This is a genomic window from Formosa agariphila KMM 3901, assembly GCF_000723205.1.
Lineage (GTDB): Bacteria > Bacteroidota > Bacteroidia > Flavobacteriales > Flavobacteriaceae > Formosa > Formosa agariphila.
In genome coordinates, this window is record NZ_HG315671.1 from 2,423,333 (window position 1) to 2,448,080 (window position 24,748).

Genomic DNA, 24,748 nt, shown 5'->3' on the forward strand with positions numbered 1-24,748 from the left:
TTTAGTTTTTTTGAGTAAATTATATTAATGATTTAATTTTAGATTAACTGAAATATTTTTTCCATTTCAACCCATTTTTCTCCATTTTTTGCCCAAGGAACTCCTAGTTGATATTTCCACATTAACATTTCCCATTCTTGGACCTTAGGATTATTAGCATCCATTTCTGCTTTTTTATTTGGATTAAATGACGAATCACATTCCATAATCATGAACATTCTATTTCCTGTTAAATAAATTTGCATATCTACAATTCCTGCCGATTTTATACTTTCTGTTATTTCAGGCCATGCTTTTCCTTTAGCATGAAAGTCCTTGTATTCTGCAATAAGTTTCTGATTATTTATTAAATCGCAAGTCAAACAATATCTAGTCGTTTCAGTAATCATAATACAATTAAATTTTTGAAGATTTATATGTACTGTAGCCATAATACGCCACAACAGTTAAACAAATTAAGGGTAGTATAAAAGAAAAATTTACCTCAGGTATATAACCTAATATCTTTTCGTCTGAAAATCCTGGTCCGCCCCAATCTAAAATACTTCCCTGTAAGACTGGCATTAATGCACCACCAACAATGGCCATTACAAGTCCTGCTGAACCTATTTTTGCTTCATCGCCCATATCTTTTAAAGCAATTCCATAAATAGTAGGAAACATGATAGACATGAATACTGAAACAGACACCAAAGAGATTAACCCAGCCATTCCTGGCAAAACAACAGCTCCTGCCGAACATACAACACCTCCAATACCAAAAAGCATTAAAATTTTAGAAGGATTAATACGTTTCATTAATGCTGTTCCAATCCATCTCCCTACTAAAAAAGAAACCATAGCAGCGACATTAAAATAAGTTGCCGTTAAACTCCACCCTTGAGTTTCATTTAAATTATCTACATATTGAAAAATATAGGTCCAACACATAATTTGTGCTCCCACATAAAAAGCTTGAGTAACGACACCTTGCACATAATTTTTATTAGCAAATAACTTTTTAAAAGAATCTGAGATACTTATTTTTTCTTCTTCTATAGATTTTGGAAATTTCATAAAAATAACGACTACCATTATTAAAACAACTAATAACCCTAAACCTATATATGGTAAACTTATTACACTTAAATCATTATCACGAATTACAGCAATCTCTTCTACAGGAAGGGCATTATAAGCCTCTCGCGTATAATCGTCTGAACGTAATGCATTAATCACAAAAACTTGCGCGATAATCATTCCGAATAAAGACCCTACAGGATTAAAGGCTTGCGCTAAATTTAGACGCTGTGTCGCTGTTTCTCTGTCTCCTAAGGATAGAATTAAAGGATTTGAAGTTGTTTCTAAAAATGCTAAACCACATGTAATCACCCAAAGGGAAATTAAGAAATAAGTAAATTCTGCATTTACTGCAGCAGGATAAAATAAAAATGCTCCAATAGCATATAAAGCCAAACCTAAAACAATCCCCGATTTATAACTATATTTTCTAATGAATAAAGCAGCAGGTAACGCCATAAAAAAGTACCCAAAATAGAAAGCAAACTGAACTAATGAAGCTTGAGTATTCGATAATTCTGGCATCACTTTTTTAAAAGCAGACACCATAGGATTCGTTAAGTCATTTGCTATTCCCCAAAGAGCAAAGAGAGATGTTATAATAATGAATGGAAAAAGAAGTTCTTTACGAACCACAGGTATTTTTGTTTTCATTTCTTTAATATTTTTTTTCACAAGTAGATTCTCTAATTAAAAAAAGAGTACACTATTAATTTGGTGTACTCTTTTAAATCAAACTAAATTAACAAACTACAAACTATTTATTATTATTCATTTTTAAGTCTAAAACAAAAGCAAAATCGCCTGGTTTTTCTTTAGGTAATTTCACTTCTAAACCTTCAGGTGTTAACGACCATTTTAAAGTAGCATCGCTACCTAAAAGCTTCACATCCAAAACGTCATCTTCACCATTAGTAATTGATTTAATTATTACACTTCCACTTTCAGGCCATGCCATCATTATTGCAAAGACGTGATTATCTTTGGTTGTAAAACGTATATCTTGTCCCGTAAAATCTTTATTTTTACCTTCAGAATGATGACCTTCTTCTACTTCTGTCGGACCTTCTCCAAATACTCTCCAATAGTTGGTATCATAAATCGCTTCACCATTTATATCTAACCAATGTCCAATTTGTAATAATATATCTTTTTGATCTTCTGGTATTGTTCCGTCTGCTTTTGGTCCTACATTAAGTAATAAATTTCCATTTTTTGAAACGATATCGACTAAATCATCTACTAATTGATTAGCTGTTTTAGATTGCCAATTGGTTACATAAGACCACGAATTCTTACCAATAGAGGTATCTGTTTGCCAAGGCAACTTTCTAATTCCTGGCAATTTCCCTCGTTCTAAATCATAAATTACAGTCCCTTCAGGAAATGCTTCGTGATCAAAATTCTTATCATTTATCACCACTTCTTTCCCCCATTCAAGACCTTTATTGTAATAATAAGCCGCTATTTTTGGTCTTAAATCTTTAAAATCTGGAATATCTAAATAGAAATCGAACCATAAAATATCTGGCTGATAATTATCAATTAAATCAACGGTTCTATCCCACCAACGTTGTTTAAAGGCGTCGGAAACTGGTTCTCTTAGGTTTTTCCCTTTGCTAGAATATAAATCAGCATATTCAGGGTCTGTTGTATCAAACTTATCTTTTTTATTAAAGAAAGACCAGTTAAACGCAAAGTGAGAAGATGCACCCATAATCATACCTTGAGAACGTCCTTCTTTAAAAAGTTCTCCAAGAACATCGCGTTTAGGTCCCATATCTACAGAATTCCAACGTGTTGTATTAGATTTGTACATGGCAAATCCATCATGATGATCGGCTACTGGAATAACATATTTTGCACCAGATTTTTTAAATAAATCAATCCACTCTTTGGCATCAAAGTTTTCACCTTTAAACATTGGAATAAAGTCTTTATAACCAAATTTTTTCTGATCACCCCACTCCTTTTTATGATGTAAGTACACATCTGAAGGTCCCATTTTAGACAATTTTAATTGAGCTGTAAAGTTTGCAGAATCCATGTACATTTGTCTTGGATACCATTCTGAACTATATGCAGGAACGGCATATGCTCCCCAGTGTATAAAAATTCCGAATTTTTTCTGATTAAACCATTTAGGGTCTTTATAATTGGCTTTAATTGACTCCCAATTAGGTTCAAATCGAGGTTCATCATTTTTTTCCACTACAGGTGTTACTGCGTCTTTCTTCTTTTCGCAAGATGATGTTACAACATTTAGAACCACCATTAAAACTAAAACTATCTTGTTATGTATTTTCATGTATACATTTTGTGTTAATTGAAGCCAAATGCTTCATGTATTAATTAATATTTTTAAAAAGTAAATAGTAAAATTTAGTGGTTCTTAAAAACGAACCGTTAACACTAATTTTTATTTTACCTGTTTACAAATATTATTTTTTTATAAAAAAGGATATGCGACATATGTTTTTTATAGTAAAACAAATGGCCTAACTACAGGAACAATCCCTTATTTTAAAGGAATTATACTAAAACTGTACTTATAACTACCTGGCTTAATCAAATATTCTTGATGTGGCTCTGCTCTAAACGACCAAGTGTTATCTCCTCCAACTCCCATTTGAATTAAATCGATATTTACAGTAAACACATCGCGCTTAATTAACTCGTTTGTATGTGTTGCTGTTTCAATATTGGTTGTACTATAAGGTAATACACTAAAATTTAACACATCTTTTCCTTTAACTAAAACACCTTTTCCATTAGCATTTTCCAATTTAAACCAACGAGTCTCCATACGATTCCCATACTCTTGGGGCACTACATATTCATAATTCATTGTATTTACATCGTTTTTATAAATCCCTACAAAAGCACCCGTATTCCGGTCTTGATAATTGGCTTGTGGCCCTTTACCAAAATACTCCACATCTTTATACGCATTAGAAATATCAAACTGCATTCCTATTTTAGGCACATTTGGAGCATCTTTAGCAATATTAGATTCGTAGTCTACTTGAATTTCTCCATTGCCTAAAATGGTATATACAAGAACTAATTGTGTAGATGGGTTTTCAATTCCACCCTCAATTTTAACAACTACCTTTCCTTTTTCAGAGTACTCTACTTTTGATTTAGTAACTTTAAAACGATCACCTGCTTCTAACCAATCCCGTTCATTTGTTTGTTTTTTAGCCTCTCTATAAGCTGCATCATTTTCTGTTTCTGGTCTCCAAAAATTTAATTTCAATGGTGAGTTTAAAACAGAATTTCCTTTAAATTTAAATGTTGAAATATACCCTGACTCTTTATTTATAATTACTGAAACCTCTTTATTATTTATAGTAATTTTGGATCCAGTTTCATTCACACTTAAAGTTGGATATTTTTTTGTCTTCTGTATTTTTTCAGATATTTGTTTCTTTTCTAATTCAAATTGCTCTTCAAAAACAACGAAACCTTTTTCAGCATATAAATTCGCTTGTTTTAGAATACCCTTTATATTTACAAAATATGTTTTGTCTGCTTTTAATTTTGAAGTTTTAAATGGAATGTGAATAGTTTCTGAAGCAAAAGGAGCTGTATTTAATGTTTCTATAGCGCCGTTATCTATAGATTTCCCGTCTTCTAAAAGTTCCCAAATCACATCATAGCCCGATAAATCTATAGCATGATGTCTATTTAAAATTTTGAATTGCCCTTGCGATGCATCAATCTTAGAAATAACGGCTGGTTGATTTACTTTTTTAGCTTCATAAATCTCAGGCTTTGGTGTTCTGTCCGATGCAATAATTCCGTTTAAACAAAAACTATTATCATTGGGCTTATCTCCAAAATCTCCTCCGTAAGCTAAAAACTCATTGCCTTTATCATCTGTTTTTAAAAGTCCTTGATCAATCCAATCCCAAATATAACCACCTAAAGCTCGATCATTTTGATAAATAACATCCCAATAGGTTTGCATATTTCCTAATGAGTTCCCCATAGCATGTGCATATTCACACATAATTACAGGGCGATTATCGAAACTTGTATCATTTATCAAACTTTGTAACTCACTAGCTTGTGGATACATTCTACTTAACATATCTACCCATTTTGGATCGGTAGGATTCCCCTTTCCATGATCATAATAATTATTTTTATAGCGTGGATCTGTAGCATCTCCTTGAGCACCCTCATAATGGATATAACGGGTAGGATCTTTTTCTTTTATCCAAGCTGCCATGGCTGCGTGATTAGGCCCCATACCAGATTCGTTTCCTAAAGACCAGATTACAATACTTGGATGATTTTTATCACGTTGCACCATTCTAATACCACGTTCTAAAAAAGCATTCGACCAAGAAGGAACGTTTGACAACTTCCCTCTTAAACCATGCGTTTCCAAATTAGCTTCGTCCATTACATATAATCCATACAAATCGCATAATTCATAAAAATAGGGATCGTTTGGATAATGAGATGTTCTTACTGCATTGAAATTAAACTGTTTCATAAGTTGTACATCCTTTTCAATATCTGCTCGAGATAATGCCTTACCATCAATCATATCATGATCATGTCTATTTACACCTATCATTTTAACCGGATTACCATTAACTAAGAAACGACCACGATCATCAATATCTACTTCTCTAAACCCTACTTTCGTGCTAGTAGTTTGAATAATTTTTCCATTGTTATCTTGTACAGAAAACAATAATGTATATAAATATGGACGTTCTGCAGACCATTTTTTAGGCGATTTAACTTCGGTTTGCATAATGCCAAATGCGACATTATCGCGTTGCGGATAAAATTCGCCTAGAAACTTCCCTAAAGGCATAGTATTTTCATCTCCAACCGAAAGCCCTTCTGCATCCACTAAGCGTGTTTTTAATGTCCAGTCATCAACCGTTGTCTGTAAGGGGTTGTTTCCAAAATATCCTATTTTCTCCACATATTTATCTGCGATATTGACAACAAATTCAGGTCTAATTTGAAGTAAAGCATTGTCGTAGTTTTCATCTAAATCTGTTCGAACTGTAAAATCAGATAATCTCACTTTAGGAACAGCTTGTAAATACACTTCGCGCTCTATCCCACTTAATCTCCAATGATCTTGTGCTTCTAAATAACTTCCGTCACTCCAACGGTATACTTTTACAGCAATACTATTTTCTCCTGATTTTAAATACTTAGTAATATCAAATTCTGAAGGTAAACGTGTGTCTTCACTATATCCAACAAATTCACCATTTACCCAAACATAAAATGCAGAAGATACTCCTCCAAAATGAAGTATAACATCTTTCTCTTTCCACGAATTATCAATTGTAAACGTTTTGATGTAATGCCCTATTGGATTATCGTTATGATTGATTTTAGGAAAATCACTAAAAAATGGATAGGTCGAATTTGTATAAATTGGCGTTCCATAACCGCGCATTTCCCAGTTTGAAGGCACATCAATCGTTTTCCAATTTGAAGCATCAAAATTAGCTTCATGAAAATTAGAAATCGCATCGGCAGGTTTTGCGACCCAATTAAATTTCCAATCACCATTTAATGATTTGAACGAACTTGAACTTGCTCTATCGTTCTTTAAGGCTTGCGTTTCATTGTCGAAATTATAAAACGTGGCATGTGCTGGTAAGCGGTTAATTTGATTTACTAGTGGATTCTCCCAATCATTTTGTTGAGAAAAACTTGAAATGGAAATCAAAAAAATGAATAAACTAAAGACGTGTTTCATTATAAATTTTATTTTGTTATATAATACTTTATGATTGTCCGTTTTCGTTATGCAGAACTTGTTTAAGCACCCCACAACTGACTCTAACGTGATAACTACAATGAGCCCCTGAACTAAATTCAGGATGACAATTAACTGTATTAATGATTTCGGATGTTCAGATAATACTTAAAACTTATCTAAAATAATGTCTGTAATTTCGTTGAAAATAGATGCTTCTAATTTCCCTTCATCCCAAGCATTTAACAAATCTACCATTTGTTCTTTTTTAGTAGGCCCCACAACGACTCTGTCGGCTTCTTTTATTGAGAAAACATATCTTAATGCTAATCGTGACAATGGAATGCTATGTTTTAGAGCGATATCATTTATTTTAAGGGCGGTATCCACATCTAAATTGGTAATCCATTCGTTATTCGGTCTGTCTTCATTGTACTCCTTTAAACGTCTACCTAACAGCCCCATATGTAAAGCTGACGCTGCATAATAGGCAATGTTTTCATTTTTAATTTGAGGAATATCTCTTTCAAATCCTGATAAATTACAAGCATCCATTTTTAAAAAGCCTGAAAGCACATCAAAATTATCTTTTATCATATGAGGATAAAATGGTTCTGTTGGATTTCCTCCAATGCCTAACATACCTACAATTCCTTCTTTTTTTAAACCATTCAAACATTCCATGATTTCGTCCATACGTTCTACCGGCACTAAATGTGGTTCGTGTAAAAACAATAAATCGATTTTATCGACTCCTATCACTTCTAAACTTTCGTACACACTTTTCTTCATACTTTCTGGAGAATAATCTACAATACAATCATCTGCTCTATCTGCGCGTAAACGCCCTACTTTAGTACTAATAAATGGTTTTTCTCCAGTCCATAATTTTAATGTTTTTCCTAAATATTCTTGAGATTTGTTATAGGATGGCGCCGTATCGAAAACACGAACTCCATTCTCTAAAGCATACATTAAAGTTCCAACTGCATCTTTTTCTTCTATAGATCTCCAAACTCCTCCTAAACCAGAACAACCACAAACTAATCTGCTCTCGTTATTGAAGAATTCACTTTTTTTATAATCTCCCTCTATATATGTTGGTCTTGTAATCATCTTTTCTTCATTTATAAATTGTAAAATTCTACAGCATTTAATCCCATGATAGCTCGTTGTTCTTCGAGACTTAATTTTGCTATAAAATCGGTTGTTATTTTTTTTACTTTTTCATAGTTCCCTGCTACTAAACACACTGGCCAATCCGAACCAAACAAGATTCTTTCTACCCCAAATACATTTAAAACCAGTCGCATATAAGGTAATAACGCCTCATAAGTCCAAGTTTTATAATCGGCTTCAGTAATCATTCCTGATAATTTACAATACACATTTTGTTGTTTTGCAATTTCTGTCATTAACACAGCCCAACCTTCATAAAAACCATCTTTAATATAAGGTTTAGCAATGTGATCAATTACAAATTTGATGTTTGGAAATTGTTTAACAAACTCTAAAACCGCTCCTAATTGATGTGGAAACACCAAGATATCGTAAGTAAAATTGTTTTTTTCAAGTTTAGAGATACCTTTTAAAAAATCTGGTCTTAATAAAAAATTGGGGTCTGCTTCGCCTTGAACAATATGACGGAATCCTTTTACTTTATCAAATTGACTATAATGTTCTAAAACTGTATCGATGTCATTCCCTCTAAAATCTACCCAACCAACAATGCCTTTTATAAAATCATTCTTAGCAGCCAAGTCTATTAAAAAATTGGTTTCTTCTAGCGTTTGATCTGATTGTATAGCAACACACCCATCGATATTATTTTGATTATAAATTAGTTTTAAATCTAACGGCATAAAATCTTTACGAATATTTGCCATATCATCATCTATCCAGCTATGTTTTACAGGCTCGTATTTCCAAAAATGTTGATGAGAATCTATTGTCATTTTATCTTGTTTTGGAATTTAATTCTTTAAAAAATCTTGTAAGGCAGCTTGCATTCCATTATTTACAATTTCTTGTAAATAAGTAGTTACCGTTTCTTGTAGACCATTAATCTTAGACAAATCAGCTCCCCAGAATTCTATATGTTCTAACGTTGCTTTCACCACTTGTTCAACATCTCCAGTCGCCCATTGTGTTTCGAAAAAATCTAAAGCAAACTGATCATCTTTTAAATTTATTTTTTCACCATTACGGTCACCTTTATAAAAAGCAATTAAAGCGGCTAACGAAAACAACAACCCTTTTGGCAACGCATTCTTTCTTTTGATATATTCTAAAACGGATGGTAAAACTCTTGTTTTAAATTTAGAGGTTGTATTTAACGAAATGCTCATCAATTCGTGCTCTAAATATGGATTTCTAAAACGGTCTAACACATCGTTAGAGAATTGATTTAATTCTGATTCTGGTAAATCTAAGGTTGGACAAATTTCGTTAAAAATTGTATTCTTTAAGTACGTGCCAACAATGTCATCTTCTAAAGATTCACGCACTTTATCAATGCCATATAAATAACCCACGGGAACTAAAGTAGTGTGTGCTCCATTTAAAATTCTAACTTTTCGTGTTCTATAAGGCTCCATATTGTCTGTAAACACAATATTTAAACCACAAGCTTCTGCAGGAATTTCATCTTTTACAGAAGCTGGGCCTTCAATAACCCATAAATGGAATTGCTCGCCTTCTACAACTAAATTATCTTTATAGCCTAATTCTTCAGTAATTGATTCCATCTTATCTTTAGGATATCCAGGAACAATACGGTCTACCAAAGTATTACAGAAAATATTATCGTAATTAATCCACTCCATAAAACCGGAGCCTAAGTTCCAATTTTCAGCATATTGTAAAATAATACGTTTTAGATTATCACCATTTTTATCGATTAATTCGCAAGGAATCACAATTAATCCTTTATCTGAAGCCCCTTTAAAAACTTGAAACCTTTTATATAATAGGGCTGTTAATTTCCCTGGAAAACTAGACTGCGGAGCATCTTCTAACTTATCTTGAACATCATAAGAAATACCAGCTTCTGTAGTATTAGAAATCACAAAACGAAGATTAGGATTTTCTGCAACTGCTAAATAGTCTGCATAATTTTCATAAGGATTAATACCACGTTGAATACAATCTATTATCTCGTGTTCACTAATAGATTTTCCTTTTTTTATACCATTTAAATATAATGTATATAAACCATCTTGATCATTTAGCATTTTTACTAGCCCTTGGTCTATAGGTTGTATAGCAACAACACCTGCATCAAAATTTACTTTTTTATTCATTTCATGAATCATCCAATCAGCGAAAGCTCTTAAAAAGTTACCTTCTCCAAATTGAATAATTCGTTCTGTATACGATTTTACGTATACTGTTGTTCTATTTAAATTTTTCATTGTATCGCCTTCTATATTTATAAAGAAACTCCTCGCTTCCAAGGAATAAAATCGTTATTACCATGAAGTACGGCTTTAGAAGCAGTTTCACCACTAGCCACACGAATTACATGGTCTAGAATTTTCTCTCCCATTGTTTCTATAGTGTCTTCACCACTAATTACTGTACCTGCATTGATGTCAATTATATCCTTCATACGCTCAAACAGAGCGGTATTACTAGACATTTTTAAAACTGGTGCTACAGGGTTACCTGTTGGTGTCCCTAAACCTGTGGTAAATACCACCACGTTACAGCCTGACCCCACCAAACCAGTAGTTGATTCCACATCATTACCTGGTGTACATAATAAATTTAAACCTGGCTTAGTTACTTGTTCTGTATAGTCTAGAACTTCCACTACCGGAGACGTACCCCCTTTTTTGGCTGCACCTGCAGATTTCATAGCATCGGTAATTAAGCCATCTTTTATATTTCCGGGCGACGGATTATTCTCAAAACCAGAACCTACAGCAACTGCTGCTGCAGAATAGGCTCTCATAATATCATAAAACTTTTTAGCATCTTGTGTTGTATTACATCTATTAATAATATCTTGCTCCACGCCGTTTAATTCTGGAAATTCTGATAAAACAGGACTACCTCCTAAAGCCACTAATAAATCTGAAGCATAACCCAATGCTGGATTTGCAGATATTCCTGAAAAGCCATCGGAACCACCACATTCTAAACCAAGAACTAATTTACTTAGAGGTGCCGGCTGTCGTATTATTTTATTAGCTTCAGTTAAACCTATAAACGTATGTTTTACTGCTTTTTCAATAAGACTTCGTTCACTTTTACTTTGTTGTTGTTCTAAATAATAAACGGGTTTATTACAAGAGGGTGCTATAGTTTTAATTGCATTCTGCAGCAATTCTATTTGTGCATTTTGGCAACCTAAACTTAATATTGTAGCCCCTGCAACATTTGGGTTCGAAATATAACCTGCTAATAACCTACACAATGTTTCCGAATCCTGGCGAATTCCGCCACAACCACCATCGTGTTTTAAAAACTTAATACCATCTACATTGGGGAAAACTCTATTTTTAGCCATTTCCTCTTTAGATGTGATTATTGGAGTATTAAAAATTTCATCTGCCGATGCTCCAGCTTTATATTTTTGAATTAAAGCATCGGTATCTACTGCAAAATCTTTTTTAGTTTGATATCCTAATTTTTCTGAAAGTGCCGCTTCAATAACATCAATATTCCTGTTTTCACAAAACACTAAAGGGATTACCAACCAATGATTTGCCGTTCCTACTTTTCCGTCATTTCTATGATATCCACTAAATGTTCTTCCTTTAAAATTTGAAATATCTGGAGCTCTCCACGTGTATTTTTCTTTGCTATCTTTATAATCTGAAGAAGCGTGTTTTACATTTTCAATGGTAATTGCGCAACCTGATTGAATGTGTTTTGTTGCTTTACCAATTAAAACACCATACATAAAAATTTCATCGTTAACTGCTAAATCAAATAAAGCAAACTTATGCTTTTGTTTAATATCTTCTTTAAGAACTAAACTTTCTCCCCCAACTTCAATTTCTGTCCCTTTTGCCAATCCTTGAATGGCAACTATTATATTATCTTTAGGGTCAATTTGTGCGTAACTACTAACCATTTTCGTTTAATTAAATTTAACCATTGCCTTAATGACTCCCGTTTCAGGTTTAGTCCAACTCTCAAAATGTGTTATCATATCTGTAAAATCAACATTATGTGTAATAAACGATTCTGTTGGAAATTGATTTAGAACACTTATAACATGTTCAAAATCTTCTGTTGTTGCATTTCTACTACACATAATTGTAGTTTCCTTAGCATGAATCTTTGGATGATTAAAAACTAAATCACCTTTAGATAGTCCTACCAAAACATAACGACCTCCATGCGACATATAATCTGGCCCAACCTCTAAAGCACCTTTATAACCTGTTGCATCGAAAACTGCAGTTGCCATATCTCCATTTGTAATTTCAGCTATTTTTTCAACAGGATTATCATTGACGTTAATTATATAATCTGCTCCAATTTCATCTTTAGTATATTGTAAACGTGCATCGTTTACATCTAGAACAATTACTTTTGCGCCTGCTATTTGTGCTAATTTCACCATTCCAATTCCAATTGGTCCACAACCAACAACAACTACAATTTCTCCTTTTTGAACATTTGCTCTACGAATAGCATGAGCTCCAATAGCTAAAGGTTCTACGATTGCCATTTCATTATCAGATAAATTATTAGCTGGTAATAATAAATCTTGACGCACCGTAATAAATTCTTGCATACCTCCATCAGAATGAACTCCTAGAACACTAATATTAGTACAACAGTTTGTTTTACCTTTTCTGCATGCAATGCATTTACCGCAACTTACATATGGCATAACTACAACTTTATCCCCTGCTTTTAATCCGCGATTATTTTCACCAATCTCTACAATTTCTGAAGCCAACTCATGTCCTAAAATTCTGGGGTATGTAAAAAAGGCTTGGTTTCCAGAAAACGCATGTAAATCTGTTCCACAAATCCCAACTTTTTTCACCCTTAACAAAGCTTCATTTTCTTTACGAACAGGTGCTTCTTTTTCTTTTAACAAGAACCTTCCAGGCTCTTCACAAACTATATATTTCATCTTATATTTTTTTTAACAGAATTTGCTGTTATAGGAATGCTAGTTATTAATGTGTAAAATTCGATTATATGTTTTCTTTCTATTGTAGTAAATGTTTTAAAAACTAGAACATATGATTTTTAATTCAATAACAAAGAATCCCACAATCTGCAAAACCCGCTGAATACAAAGTGTTTAATATTAAAAAAGAGTAATATCATTTTACAAACGGTATTTTAAACCATCAATTTTATATGTTTAATTTGATATATTTGTTTATGATGAAAAACAGAATTAAAACCAATAAAAAAGAGAAATCCACCTATATTTTAATTAGGTTACTCTTTGTATTTTTTATTTTAACATCTAAAATATACGCTCAAAACATTCTAAAATTTGAACATCTTACTACAGAAGATGGTTTATCTCAAAGTGATATTAACACGATTTTTCAAGATCAAAAAGGCTTTATGTGGTTTGGCACACATGATGGATTAAACAGGTACGATGGTTATAATTTTACAATTTTTAAACCCGACAATAAAAACCCTAAAAGCATTAGTAGTAATTTAATTTGGAAAATAATCGACGATTCTAAAGGAAACTTATGGATTGGTACAACTGGTGGTGGTTTAAATTATTTTAATCAAAATACTGAAGAGTTTAAAATTTTTAAACATCTTAAAACAGATGACTCTAGTTTACAAAGTGATTATATAACGTCTCTATATAAGGATAGCAGCAACAGGTTATGGGTAGGAAATTCTAAAGGAATAGACATGGCCGATTTAAACGTTCCTTTAGATTCAATTACTTTTAAGCATTACAATCTTTACCAAAACAGTGCTTTACCTATAAAAAGCACTAATAATGTAAATGTCTTTTATGAAGACAGTAAGCATCAAGTATGGATTGGAGGCGTGAATGGTTTATCTAAACTCTCAAGAGACACTCAAGGCGATATTTATTTCCAACCCGTAAATCAACTTATAAATTTACCAAACATTAATGTTAAAACTATAACCGAAGATAGTTTTGGAAATTTAATATTAGGTACCGCCAACGGTATATATCGTTATTTACCAAATAATGAAACCAACCCTATTCAGTTTATTTATGAAGGTGTTTATAATACAGTTGCGATATCAGACAACCATATTTGGGCAGGAACAGACAATGGTTTAATTGAATTTACAAACCTATCTGAAACCGAAACTCCAAAATTAGTAAGCATATACAAATACGATCAAAAAAACCCAAACTATAGTTTAAGTAGAAATACAGTAAAATCTGTATTTATAGATCATACGGGGATTGTTTGGGTAGGTTCAAATGGTGGTGGTATTAACAAGTTTGACCCACATAGAAAGCAATTTTTACACATTAAGAAAAATTTAGACCCTAACAGTTTAAGTAATGATAAAATTAGATCAATTTTTGAAGACAGCTCTCAAAATCTGTGGATTGGTACAGAAGGTAGTGGGCTTAATCTAGTATACAAAGAAGACGTAAATAATGGTTTCAACAAATTTGAACACTTTTCTAAAATTAATAAAGTTTTTGCCATAGAGGAAATTCAGTTAAAAGATTCTAGAAAATTATTTGTTGGAGGTGAAAATACCCCTGGATTATTTGAAATTGATTTATCAGAGAAAACGATTTACACTGAAGACGATTTAAAACCAATAACTGGCGTATCTAACAGTGTTTTTTCAATTCTTCAAGATCAAGATAAAAACATTTGGATTGGAACCTATAATGGTGGTATAAACCGTTGGTTAATTAATAATGATGAATCTACATTTACAAAAGATGAAATAAAAGCTAACCCAAATGATGAACGTAGTTTACCTAATAATATAATTCGTTACATTTTTCAAGATTCTAAAAAGAATATATGGTTCGCTACAGGTGGTGGTCTAGCTCGTTTAACACCTGACCAACTTCAATCTAAATCCCCTGTATTTGATACATATTTAAATAATCCTGAAGATGACTCCTCAATAAGTCATAATTACATTTTAACCATTTTTGAGAGTCAATCTGGAGATATCTGGATAGGGACTTTTGGAGGTGGACTAAATAAAGTGATCCCCCAAGACGATGGAAAAAAATTACATTTTAAAACTTTCACTACTAATGAAGGGCTTCCTAATAATGTAATAAAAGGCATATTAGAAGACGACCATAACAATTTATATTTATCGACTAACAAAGGGTTATCTAAATTTAATATTGAACACGAAACATTCCAAAACTATGACGTAAATGACGGATTACAAAGTAATGAGTTCAGTGAACTAACTGCCTTTAAAACACAAGATAATAGAATGCTTTTTGGTGGTGTAAATGGTTTTAATGCCTTTTATCCAGACAAAATTATTAGTAACGAAATAAATGCTGAAACCGTTTTTACAAACTTTTCAATCTTTAATAAACCTGTTCATATAGGGGAACAAATAAATGGTCGAGTAATCTTAAACCAATCCATTAATTCTACCGATGAAATTAAGCTAAAATATAGTGAAAATAGTTTTTCATTCGAGTTTGCAGCTTTACACTACGCTGCTTCTAGAAAAAACAAATATGCTTATAAGTTAGAAGGATTTAATGACGATTGGATTTACACTACATCAGACAATAGATATGCGACTTATACTAATTTAGAACCTGGCACCTACACCTTAAAAGTTAAAGCATCTAATAACGATCAAGTATGGGACGAAACTCCGTTAGAATTAAAAATAAAGGTGTCTCCACCATGGTGGAGAACTAGTCTTGCTAAAGTACTATACCTACTCTTAGCTGTTGCATTACTTTTAGCATTTAGACGATTTACCATTATACGTTCAACTGAAAAGCACAAATTAGAACTTCAACATTTAGAGAAAGAAAAACACGAAGAAATTCATCGTTTAAAATTAGAGTTTTTCACCAATATATCACATGAATTCAGGACACCTTTAACTTTAATTAAAGGCCCCTTAGATTATTTACTAAAAAAAGGTGCAGAAGTTAGTACTAAAGAAGCCAAAGATCAATATTTATTAATGCGAAAGAATACAGATTATTTGTTACGCTTAGTAAATCAGTTATTGGATTTTAGGAAAATGGATACTGGAAAAATGAACCTAAATATAAGTAAAAATGACATCGTAGCATTTTTAATAGAAGTTGGAGAACCCTTCCAATTTTTAAGCCAGAAAAAACATATTCACTTCAATATAAAAGCATCACAAGATAAAATACTAACATGGTTTGATCCTGATGCCGTAGAGAAAATTACCAATAATTTATTATCTAACGCCTTTAAATTCACTCCAGAAAACGGTACCATTACACTTGATATTTTTGATGGAAACGATTTTGAAACACCTACAGATATCGAAACTAATTTGGAGCAATCCAAATATATTGTAATTAGAGTTCAGGATTCAGGACCTGGAATTCCAGCACATAGAATTCAACATATATTTGAGCGTTTTTATACTGAAATAAATCTAACAACTGCTGCTAAAACAAAAGGCACAGGAATAGGCTTATCTTACACCAAAAACTTAGTAGAATTACATCAAGGTATAATAAAAGTTAAAAGTGATTCAGAAAATGGTTCTACGTTCTTAGTTTGGCTACCTAAAGACAAAGAAACCTTTGAAGCTAATTCTGAACTTAATTTTCATGAAGTATTTGAAGACAACACCTTTATAAGCCAAGTCGATGCAGAGTCGCATGCTATAAGTTTTATGGATGATATAATAGATCAAAACATGACAAGGTCGCGATCTAAATTGCCACTCCTTTTAATTATAGACGACAATCCAGACATCAGATCTTTTATAAAAAAAGGATTAGGAGAAAACTATTATGTGTATGAAGCTGAAAATGGAGAAGTCGGCTTAGAATTAGCTAAAAAATTTATGCCTAATATTGTTATTACAGATCTTGTTATGCCTGTAATGGATGGTATTGAATTTTGTAATAAATTAAAAGGATCGCAAGAGACAAGTCATATCCCTGTAGTCATGCTAACTGCAAAAACATCGCAAGAAAAAGAGATAGAAGGTTTAAAAACAGGTGCAGATGCATATATAAGAAAACCTTTTGATTTAGAACTTTTAGAATTAAAGCTTTCAAACATTTTAAAAGATAGAGAAGAACTTCGCAAAAAATTTAATAGAGAAATTACGCTTCAACCAAATGAAGTTACAGTAACATCTCCTGATGAAGTCTTTCTTCAAAGCGCCATTCAAATCGTTGAAAAACACATGATGAATTCTGAATTTAGTGTAGAAATGCTAGTGAAAGAAATGAATATGAGTAGAAGTAATATGTACCTAAAGATTAAAGAACTTACAGGTCTTACTTCTAGTGAATTTATAAGAAACATTCGATTAAAACGCGCAGTACAGTTATTTGAAAAGAGTGATCTTTCTGTAAAAGAAATCATGTACATGACAGGTTTTAACACAGCTTCATACTTTTCTAAATGTTTTAAAAAACAATTTGGAGTTATACCGAGTAAGTATTTAAGACTTAGTCAAAATGATGATACTCCGGCAGATTAAGAACACGCTTAAACATTTGTTTTACTTAAAAAACCATCTGTGATTCGTATTCAAGGATAGAAATCTCAAATTTGCTTAGTAAACTAATAGGTCTTCTAAGCAAATTAACTATGACAATTCCTTATTATATGCAATATCAATTTTGTGTTTTAATCTTAGCAATCATACTCTCGTCTTGCAATAATAAATCTGAAAAAATAGCTAAGAAAACCAAACCAAACATTGTATTTATTTTCACCGACGATCAAGCTAATACATCCATCCACGCATTAGGAAACAAAGAAATTATTACTCCAAACATAGATAAATTAGTCGAGGCCGGTACGACATTTACGCATGCCTATAATATGGGCTCATGGAGTGGCGCCGTATGTACAGCTTCAAGAACAATGCTTAACTCAGGGAGATCGGTTTGGCGAGCAAATAATTTCAGAAAACATTGGACGGAAAACGATTCACTAAATAAAACATGGAGTAAAATTCTAGAAAATCAGGGTTACGAAACTTATATGACTGGAAAATGGCATGTTGATGCAAAGGCCGATAAAATATTTAATCACACAAAACACATCAGGCCAGGAATGCCTAAAGATGCATGGAATCACTATAAAATGATTGCTAAGTTTGATTCTTTAGCACAAGTAAAAAACAGAAATTCTGCAAGTATAATGCCTAATGGCTACAATAGACCACTGAGTGTTAGCGATACATCTTGGTCTCCAACAGATAGCTCTAAAGGTGGATTTTGGGATGGAGGAAAACATTGGAGTGAAGTACTTGCAGACGATGCCATCTCTTTTATTGATACGGCTAAAAATACTGACAAACCATTTTTCATGTATCTTGCCTTTAATGCACCTCACGATCCTAGACAAGCTCCTCAAGAATACCAAGACTTATATAATCTTGACGAATTAACACTCCCAAATAATTATATGCCCGAATATACCTTTAGAAATGATATTGGTAATGGCGATAATTTAAGAGATGAAGCATTAGCTCCGTTCCCGAGAACAGAACTTGCTATAAAAACACACACAAAAGAATACTATGCGAGTATAACTCATGTAGATGCTCAAATAGGTGGCATACTTGAGGCCCTTAAATCTTCAGGAAAAATGGACAATACTTATATCTTTTTTAGCGCAGATCATGGACTAGCAATGGGACAACATGGCTTACTAGGTAAACAAAGTTTGTTTGACCATAGCATAAGACCTCCGCTTATTATTTTAGGGCCAGATATTCCTAAAAATAAAAAAAACAATGCCGATGTGTATTTACAAGACATTATGGCAACGACTCTTGATTTGGCGGGAATAGATAAACCAAAATATATTGAATTTAGCACTTTTCTAGATCTTGCTAAAGCACAGTCAAACCAAAGCAAATACGATGCTATATATGGCGCATATTTAGATGTACAACGCATGATTAGAAAAGATAATTACAAACTGTTAGTTTTTCCTAAAATAAAGAAAGTCTTACTTTTCGATTTAAATACAGACCCTGAAGAAATTCATGACATTGCAAATCTATCAGGAGAAAGAAACAGAGTTATCTCTCTTTTTAAGGACTTACAACAACTTCAAAAACAGATGGAAGACCCTTTAGATATTTCAGATTGTTTTCCATCTCATTAAACTTACAAACACTTTATAATTCAATAAGTATGCAAAATTATAAATACATCTCTTTAATTACACTAATCGGAATCTTAACACTCTTTTCTTGCAACAAAAATGAAATTGAAGTCGTTCCTGATCAAGATTTTAACGAAAACTGGTTGTTTTTAAAAGACACTATTCCAAACGGTGAAACAATTGCTTTAGATGACAGCTCTTGGAGAACTCTAAACCTACCACACGATTGGGCCATAGAAGGCCCGTTTGACAAGAAGAACAACGCCCGTAACGGCGGATTACCAATAGATGGTATTGCATGGTATAGAAAACATTTTACGATTGACTCAAAATATCAAAACAAACACGTCTCTATTGAATTTGATGGTGTAATGGACAATTCTACAGTCTTTATTAATGGTCATAATGTAGGAGAACGCCATTATGGTTATAGTGGATTTGAATACGATTTAACCCCCTTTATTAAATTTGGAGAAAACAATGTAATTGCTGTACAACTGGCTCCAGAAATTTTATCAGAACGGTGGTATCCAGGAGCGGGAATTTATCGAAATGTTAGACTCAAAATTAACGAGAACGTTCACATTCCACAATGGGGAACGTTTATTACTACTCCAAAAGTCACTTCAGATATGGCAGAAGTAAACATCGAAACTAAAATTAAAAATACCACAAATAAAACACAAGAGGTTGTTTTAGAAACGACTATTCTAGATACAAAAAACACAAGTGTCGCGGTTTCATCTAAAAAAATAACACTTTCAAATAACGCCCAAGATAAACAAACTCAAGTCATAAATGTCCCTAATCCGCTTCTTTGGGATATTGGAAAACCTAATCTATACAAAGCCATTAGCAGAATTAAAATAGATAATGTGCTGGTTGATGAGTTTGAAACTGAGTTTGGAATAAGAACCATTGCTTTTAAAAAAGAAGGGTTTTACCTTAACGGAAAAGCGGTTGAACTTAATGGCGTATGTATGCACCACGATTTAGGACCTTTGGGTGCTGCTGTAAATTATAGAGCTACAGAGCGTCAAATGCAAATCATGCAACAAATGGGTGCAAATGCATTAAGAACTAGTCATAATCCGCCATCTACAGAACTCCTACAAGTATGCGACAGATTAGGAATAGTAGTAATAGATGAAGCTTTCGACGAATGGAAAGAAGCTAAAGTACCAAACGGATATCACAAATATTTTGACCAATGGGCAGAAACCGACTTAAGAGATATGATTAAAAGAGATCGTAATCACCCATCTGTTATCATGTGGAGTATTGGTAATGAAATCTTAGAGCAGGGTAAAAAAGATGGTTGGAAAATAGCAAAAATGTTAAACGACATTTGCCATAACGAAGACAACTCCAGACCAACTACTGCTGGTTTTAACTACTATCCTGCGTCATTTGTAAATAAATTAGCACATCAAATTGATGTAGTAGGAGTAAATTACAAACCTGCATACTACGGAGAAATTAGAGAGCAAAATCCTGAAATGATTTTTTATGGTTCTGAAACATCTTCACAAACAAGCACAAGAGGATATTACGATTTACCTCTAGATTCCGACGTAAAAAGAGAAACTCGTCAAGTTTCAAGCTATGATGTAACCGTGGGGCCACCATGGGCATATTCTCCAGATGTAGAATTTGCAGCTCAAGAAGCTAATCCTCATTCTTTAGGTGAATTTATTTGGACCGGTTTCGATTATTTAGGAGAACCAACACCTTATGGTGGACGAGATAATTCCACAAATGGTTATTGGAATGACGATTGGCCTTCTCACGCCTCTTACTTTGCTCCTGTTGATTTATGTGGATTCCCAAAAGACAGATTTTACCTATACCAAAGTCAATGGACAACAGAACCAATGGTTCACGTTTTACCACATTGGAATTGGGAAGGCAAAGAAGGACAAACAATACCTGTATATGCCTACACGAATTGTGATGAAGTTGAATTATTTGTTAACGGAAAATCTTTTGGTAAAAAAATAAAAGGTAAAGATTTAACCGACGTTTTCACAGAATATAGAGGGTTTAAAGATTCAGGTTATGAATTTAAAAAAGGAATATATAAATCTAAATACAGATTATCTTGGAACGTACCATATCAGCCCGGAAGCATTAAAGTTATTGCCTACAAAAATGGAAAGGAAATCGTTTCCAAGGAAATAAAAACAGCTGGTAAACCTGCAAAAATAAAACTCATAGCAGATAGATCATCTATTGATGCAGATGGTAAAGATTTATCATTTATTACTGTTCGTATAGAAGATAAAGATGGTAATCTATGCCCTAATGCAGATAACCTTGTAAATTTTCATGTAAAAGGAGCTGGAGTTTTAGAAGCTGTTGGGAATGGAAATTCGGCCTCATTAGAATCATTTCAAGAAAACTTTATTAAAGCATTTTATGGACAATGTTTATTAATCGTAAAATCGACTAAAGACATGGGAGAAATTCATATTGAGGCCACGTCAAAAACTTTAGATTCAGATAGCTTAACCATAGAAACCAAATAAATTATGAATACATATATATATTTAAGAAATAGCTTAATTATTTTACTTTTTATTTTGGCATCTAATAAGGGGTTTTCTCAAGACAAACCTAATATTATTGTCATTTTAACAGACGATCAAGGTTGGGCTGATGTTGGTTTTAATGGATCCACAGATATCCCTACTCCAAACTTAGATGCCTTAGCCGCAGAAGGTGTAATCTTTTCTAACGGTTATGTATCTCATCCTTATTGTAGTCCTTCTAGAGCAGGGCTATTAACAGGACGGTATCAAGCACGTTTCGGGCATGACTGCAATATGCCTTATGATGGAGAAAATGATGCAACCATTGGCACGCCTCTAAAAGAAAAAATGATCCCTGAAGCCTTAAAAGAACAAGGATACAGAACAAGTGCTATCGGTAAATGGCACTTAGGTGATCATCCAGATTTATATCCACCTGCACAAGGATTCGACCATTGGTTCGGGTTTCCAGGAGGAGGTATGAATTATTGGGGTGAGTCAAAAAATGAAATTCAGACGGTATACAGAGATCGTAAGGTAGTACCCGAAGATGAACTTACTTATTTAACCGACGATTTTACAAACGAAGCCATAGATTTTATAACAAAAAAAGACGATAAACCTTTTTTTATTTATTTAGCGTATAATGCACCTCACGCACCAGACCAAGCAACAAAAGCCTATCTCGATAAAACAAAGCATATAGAATATGCTGGAAGAAGTGTATATGCAGCCATGGTTAATGCGGTAGATACAAACGTAGGTAAGATTGATTCAACTCTTGTTGCAAACGGAATGAAAGAAAACACCATTCTTGTGTTTTTAAGTGATAACGGAGGGCGAGTTGAACATGCAGATAACAGGCCTTTTAGAGGGCATAAAGGCATGTTGTTTGAAGGCGGTATAAAAGTTCCCTTTTTTATTACGTGGCCTAAAAAAATTAAGGCTAAACAAACCTATTCTGAAATTATTTCGTCTCTAGATTTATTTCCAACCTTTTTAAATGCCGCTCATGGAAAAGCATCCAAAGAAGTTCAGCTTGATGGGGTAGATCTCTTACCATATATTAACGATGTTAAAACTAAAAAACCACATGATGCTCTCTTTTGGAGGTCTTCTGGTAATTTTGAATATGCTGTAAGAAAAGGGAAATACAAACTTTATAAAAGTGCTTATAAAAACAAAACATTACTTTTCGATTTAGAAAATGATAATTTAGAACGTTACGACATTTCTGAAACACATCCTCAAATAATTGCAAATTTAGAAGAAGCATACAGACAATGGGATTCAAAAAACATTGCTCCAGGTTGGTTCGATCCGCATGCTGAAAATGTTAAAAAAGAAGAACAAAGATGGGAAGCAACACGAAACAAATCATTAAAACATAAATAATTATCACAATATGATTCAAAATATAAAAATCAAAAAAATCTACCTTTGCTTTGTATTGACAACAATACTCTTAACGGTTTTTAGTTGCAAACAGGAAAAAAAAACAAACCTAACAGAAGTAAGTCCTAAAGAAAACACATCCAACCCCAACATCGTTATTATATATTTAGACGATTTAGGATATGGAGACCTTAGTGCTTATGGTGCTACCGAATTAAGTACACCTAACATAGATAAACTAGCAAATGGTGGTGTAAAATTCACTAACGCTTATGCAACTTCTGCAACCTGTACTCCTAGCCGATATGGACTTTTAACAGGAGTTTACCCGTGGAGAAATAAGGATGCTCAAATCCTTCCAGGAACGGCGCCTTTAATTATTAACCCTGAACAAACAACAATTCCAAAAATGTTAAAACAACAAGGTTATACAACCGGAATTGTTGGTAAATGGCACTTAGGTTTAGGTACAGGACATGTTAATTGGAACGACCACGTCTCTCCTGGCCCTAACGAAGTTGGATTTGATTATTCGTACATTATGGCGGCTACTCAAGACCGCGTTCCCACTGTATATATTAAAAATGGACGCGTTGATAATTTAGACCCTAATGATCCTATTGAAGTTAATTATGCTAAGAATTTTGAAGGAGAGCCTACAGGAAAAGACAACCCAGAGTTAACTAAAATGAAATGGCACCACGGCCATAATAACAGTATTGTTAATGGTATTCCTAGAATTGGATTTATGACAGGTGGTGAATCAGCGAAGTGGAGTGATGTAGATATGGCAGATCACTTTTTAGTAGAAGCACAAAATTATGTTAAGCAACATAAAGAAAATCCGTTCTTTTTATATTATGCACTACAACAACCTCATGTACCACGTACACCACACCCAAGATTCGTAGGCAAATCTGGAATGGGCCCTAGAGGAGATGTTATTCTTGAGGCCGATTGGATAGTTGGAGAATTTATAAAGACTTTAGAAAAAGAACAATTGTTAGAAAACACTTTAATAATCTTTACAAGTGATAATGGACCTGTTTTAAATGACGGTTATTATGATGATGCAGTAGAAAAATTGGGTAATCACAAACCTGCAGGCGCTTTAAGAGGTGGAAAATATAGTTTATTTGATGCCGGTACCCACGTACCATTTTTTACATATTGGAAAGGCAAAATTACCCCTTCGGTTTCTGATGCTTTAATTTGCCAAGTAGATTTATTAAGTTCTTTGGCTAAATTAACAGCAAGTAACATAAAAACAGAAGATAGTGATCAACTTATAGATGTTCTTTTAGGAAACTCTAAAACAGGAAAAACAAATCTAATAATTGAAGCTGGTCAAAAAACGGCTTTACGTAGTGGAAACTGGGTAATGATACCGCCTTACAAAGGTAACCCTATAAATACCCAGGTTAATATTGAGTTAGGAATTTCTAGCGAATTTCAACTCTATAATTTAAAAGAAGACCATGCTCAGAAAAATAATTTAGCTCAAAGTAACCCAGAAAAATTGGATGAATTGACTGCTATTTACAAAAAAATAAGAGGAAAAACAGAAGTAGAAATAAAAGAACTAGAGTTAAAATAGATTGTAAAAAACTTTAAAACAGAAGGGCTTTGAATGAAAATTCAAAGCCCTTTCTAATATTAACCATATGTTATAACAATCTAACCATATATAATTAAAGCAAAAGCAAAGAATAAATATTTTTGGTGTAAAT

The 24,748-nt window shown here is 33.0% G+C and carries 14 protein-coding genes; 5 read left to right on the forward strand and 9 right to left on the reverse strand.

Annotated elements, in window-relative coordinates:
• Positions 1 to 38: 38 nt before the first annotated feature.
• From BN863_RS10380 to BN863_RS10420, 9 genes are all read right to left on the reverse strand, one after another.
• On the reverse strand, positions 39 to 389 hold the full coding sequence (locus BN863_RS10380) for an L-rhamnose mutarotase (protein WP_038533473.1): 351 nt from the start codon (positions 387 to 389) through the stop codon (positions 39 to 41).
• A 7-nt stretch (positions 390 to 396) separates the two neighbouring features.
• Positions 397 to 1,713 (reverse strand): L-fucose:H+ symporter permease, encoded by a 1,317-nt coding sequence (gene fucP, locus BN863_RS10385; protein WP_038533475.1) that lies wholly within the window; start codon positions 1,711 to 1,713, stop codon positions 397 to 399.
• 103 nt (positions 1,714 to 1,816) lie between these two features.
• Entirely contained in the window at positions 1,817 to 3,367 is a 1,551-nt protein-coding gene (locus BN863_RS10390; RefSeq protein ID WP_038530262.1) for an alpha-L-fucosidase, read from the reverse strand.
• Between the two features lie 210 nt (positions 3,368 to 3,577).
• Complete coding sequence (locus BN863_RS10395) at positions 3,578 to 6,805, reverse strand: glycoside hydrolase family 2 TIM barrel-domain containing protein (RefSeq protein ID WP_038530264.1); 3,228 nt, start codon at positions 6,803 to 6,805, stop codon at positions 3,578 to 3,580.
• Between the two features lie 168 nt (positions 6,806 to 6,973).
• Positions 6,974 to 7,921 (reverse strand): aldo/keto reductase, encoded by a 948-nt coding sequence (locus BN863_RS10400; protein WP_242404016.1) that lies wholly within the window; start codon positions 7,919 to 7,921, stop codon positions 6,974 to 6,976.
• 11 nt (positions 7,922 to 7,932) lie between these two features.
• On the reverse strand, positions 7,933 to 8,760 hold the full coding sequence (locus tag BN863_RS10405) for an amidohydrolase family protein (protein ID WP_038530266.1): 828 nt from the start codon (positions 8,758 to 8,760) through the stop codon (positions 7,933 to 7,935).
• 18 nt (positions 8,761 to 8,778) lie between these two features.
• On the reverse strand, positions 8,779 to 10,218 hold the full coding sequence (locus BN863_RS10410) for a tagaturonate reductase (RefSeq protein ID WP_038530268.1): 1,440 nt from the start codon (positions 10,216 to 10,218) through the stop codon (positions 8,779 to 8,781).
• A gap of 17 nt (positions 10,219 to 10,235) precedes the next feature.
• Positions 10,236 to 11,888 (reverse strand): UxaA family hydrolase, encoded by a 1,653-nt coding sequence (locus BN863_RS10415; protein WP_038530270.1) that lies wholly within the window; start codon positions 11,886 to 11,888, stop codon positions 10,236 to 10,238.
• A 6-nt stretch (positions 11,889 to 11,894) separates the two neighbouring features.
• Positions 11,895 to 12,905 carry a zinc-binding alcohol dehydrogenase family protein gene (locus BN863_RS10420; protein ID WP_038530272.1) on the reverse strand — a complete coding sequence of 337 codons (1,011 nt, stop codon included), beginning with the start codon at positions 12,903 to 12,905 and terminating at the stop codon, positions 11,895 to 11,897.
• Between the two features lie 233 nt (positions 12,906 to 13,138).
• On the opposite strand from BN863_RS10420, the gene BN863_RS10425 reads away from it, so the two are divergent.
• The 5 genes from BN863_RS10425 to BN863_RS10445 all read left to right on the forward strand — a co-directional run bounded on the left by BN863_RS10425 (position 13,139) and on the right by BN863_RS10445 (position 24,615).
• Positions 13,139 to 17,449: a hybrid sensor histidine kinase/response regulator transcription factor gene (locus tag BN863_RS10425; RefSeq protein WP_084817516.1), complete on the forward strand. Its 4,311-nt coding sequence runs from the start codon at positions 13,139 to 13,141 to the stop codon at positions 17,447 to 17,449.
• 110 nt (positions 17,450 to 17,559) lie between these two features.
• Entirely contained in the window at positions 17,560 to 19,092 is a 1,533-nt protein-coding gene (locus BN863_RS10430; RefSeq protein ID WP_242404017.1) for a sulfatase-like hydrolase/transferase, read from the forward strand.
• Positions 19,093 to 19,121: 29 nt separating this feature from the next.
• Positions 19,122 to 21,620, forward strand: coding sequence for a glycoside hydrolase family 2 TIM barrel-domain containing protein (locus BN863_RS10435; RefSeq protein ID WP_038530277.1), 2,499 nt, complete (start codon positions 19,122 to 19,124; stop codon positions 21,618 to 21,620).
• Between the two features lie 3 nt (positions 21,621 to 21,623).
• Complete coding sequence (locus tag BN863_RS10440) at positions 21,624 to 23,018, forward strand: sulfatase-like hydrolase/transferase (protein ID WP_084817517.1); 1,395 nt, start codon at positions 21,624 to 21,626, stop codon at positions 23,016 to 23,018.
• A gap of 10 nt (positions 23,019 to 23,028) precedes the next feature.
• Positions 23,029 to 24,615, forward strand: coding sequence for a sulfatase family protein (locus BN863_RS10445; RefSeq protein ID WP_038530279.1), 1,587 nt, complete (start codon positions 23,029 to 23,031; stop codon positions 24,613 to 24,615).
• The last annotated feature ends 133 nt before the right edge of the window (positions 24,616 to 24,748 follow it).